Source organism: Allobosea sp. GW823-FHT02B03 (assembly GCF_058797755.1).
In genome coordinates this window covers 1-1,827 of the sequence record NZ_JBXAJY010000016.1, presented here as the reverse complement: position 1 = coordinate 1,827, position 1,827 = coordinate 1, and the positions used below count along the sequence as shown (strand labels likewise).

Below are 1,827 nucleotides of genomic sequence, written 5' to 3'. Positions count from 1 at the left end.
GCGGCCACGCCGCCGCTGCCGAGGCCGAGGCCCAACGCCTGCTCGACCAGGCGAAGGCCGAAGGCCTCGCCCCGTGAGCCCAGACGCAGATTCCCGGACAGCTTTCATGACCCTCGCCCGCTCCGCCCGCGCCTGCGCGCTGCTGCTCGCGCTGACCGTCGCCGCCTTCTTCAGCCTGCACACCGGCGACGCCCAGGCCGCCGGCTTCGGCGACTTCATGCGCGAGAACATGGCGCCGGTGATGTTCGCCGCGCTCGTCGTCTTCCTCCTGCTCGGCTATCCCGTCGCCTTCGCGCTCGCCGCCAACGGCCTGCTCTTCGCCCTGGTCGGCATCGAGCTCGGCATGTTCCAGGAGAACTTCCTGCAGGCCCTGCCGGAGCGCATCTACGGCACGATGAACAACGACGTGCTGCTCGCCATCCCGTTCTTCACCTTCATGGGACTGGTGCTGGAGCGCTCGGGCATGGCCGAGGACCTGCTCGACACGATCGGCCAGCTCTTCGGGCCGATCCGCGGCGGTCTCGCCTATGCGGTGATCTTCGTCGGCGCGCTGCTCGCCGCCACCACCGGCGTCGTCGCCGCCTCGGTGATCTCGATGGGCCTGATCTCGCTGCCGATCATGCTGCGCTACGGCTATGACCGGCGCCTGGCCTCCGGCGTCATCGCGGCGTCGGGCACGCTCGCCCAGATCATCCCGCCCTCGCTCGTCCTGATCGTGCTCGCCGACCAGCTCGGCCGCTCGGTCGGCGACATGTATGAGGGCGCCTTCATTCCCGGCCTGGTGCTGTCGGCGATGTATGCCGGCTACGTCTTCCTGATCACCATCGTCTACCCGCAGCGCGCGCCCGGCCTGCCGCCGGAGGCCCAGACCCTGCGCGATGCCGACGGCAAGATCCGGCGCTTCTCGCTGCTGGTCGTGACGATCCTCTGCTTTGCGGTCGCCTACGCCTACATGAAGCTCTTCACCAAGCTCAATGCCGGCGCCGACTTCGTCATCCTGACCATGTCGATCATGGTCGCGGTCGCCTTCGTCATCGCGCTGGTCAACAAGGTCCTGAAGCTCAACCTGCTGTCGCGCATGACCGAGCAGGTGATCTTCGTGATGGTGCCGCCGCTGGCCCTGATCTTCCTCGTGCTCGGCACGATCTTCATCGGCCTCGCCACCCCGACCGAGGGCGGCGCCATGGGCGCGGCCGGCGCGATCCTGCTCGCCTGGGGCAAGAAGCGCATGACCTTCGACCTGCTCCGGCAGGCGACGGAGTCGACCGCCAAGCTCTCCGCCTTCGTGCTGTTCATCCTGGTCGGCGCGCGGGTGTTCTCGCTGACCTTCTACGGCGTCAACGGCCACCTGTGGGTCGAGCATCTCCTGGTCGGCCTGCCCGGCGGCGCGACAGGCTTCCTGATCGTCGTCAACGTGATGGTCTTCCTGCTCGCCTTCTTCCTCGACTTCTTCGAGCTCGCCTTCATCATCGTGCCGCTGCTCGGACCGGCCGCCGACAAGCTCGGCATCGACCTGATCTGGTTCGGCGTCATCCTCGGCGTCAACATGCAGACCTCGTTCATGCATCCGCCCTTCGGCTTCGCGCTGTTCTTCCTGCGCTCGGTCGCCCCCAAGGAGCGCTACAAGGACAAGGTCACCGGCAAGATGATGGAGCCGGTCACCACCGGCCAGATCTACTGGGGCGCCGTCCCCTTCGTGGTGATCCAGTGCATCATGGTCGCGCTCGTCGTGCTCTTCCCGCAGATGGTCATGCACTACAAGTCATCCGCCGTGCAGCTCGACCAACAGCAGATCAACAAGCAGTTCGACTCAATCCAGATACCGGG

The 1,827-nt window shown here is 66.6% G+C and carries 1 protein-coding gene; it reads left to right on the top strand.

Features of this window, described 5'->3' with window-relative positions; translation table 11 throughout:
- Positions 1 to 229: 229 nt before the first annotated feature.
- On the top strand, positions 230 to 1,827 hold a 1,598-nt coding region (locus tag AC1REK_RS27505), incomplete at its 3' end, for a TRAP transporter large permease (RefSeq protein WP_492270899.1).